This window comes from Tistrella arctica (assembly GCF_039630945.1).
GTDB classification, from domain to species: Bacteria; Pseudomonadota; Alphaproteobacteria; order Tistrellales; family Tistrellaceae; genus Tistrella; species Tistrella bauzanensis.
The window spans coordinates 1-243 of sequence record NZ_JBBKTV010000056.1 but is presented as its reverse complement, the minus strand read 5'-3'; the positions used below and the strand labels follow the sequence as shown (position 1 = coordinate 243).

At 68.7% G+C, this 243-nt stretch carries 1 pseudogene; it reads left to right on the top strand.

Annotated elements, in window-relative coordinates:
• Positions 1 to 23: 23 nt before the first annotated feature.
• A pseudogene (locus tag WG924_RS28305) lies at positions 24 to 243 on the top strand (Ig-like domain-containing protein); the annotation flags it as partial.

Below are 243 nucleotides of genomic sequence, written 5' to 3'. Positions count from 1 at the left end.
GCGGGTTGAGCGCGCAGCGGAGCGTGACGATCACGGTTGGCGACGCGAATGAAGCGCCGACGGCGCCGGTGGTGACCGGCACCACGGTTGCGGAGAACGCGGCCGGTGCTGTTATCGGCACGGTGACGGCGAGCGATCCGGATGGCGATGCGCTGAGCGTCACGGTCGATGATGCCCGCTTCGAGGTGGTCGGCGGCCAGTTGAAGCTGCGCGACGGGATCAGCCTGGATCACGAGGCTGAGC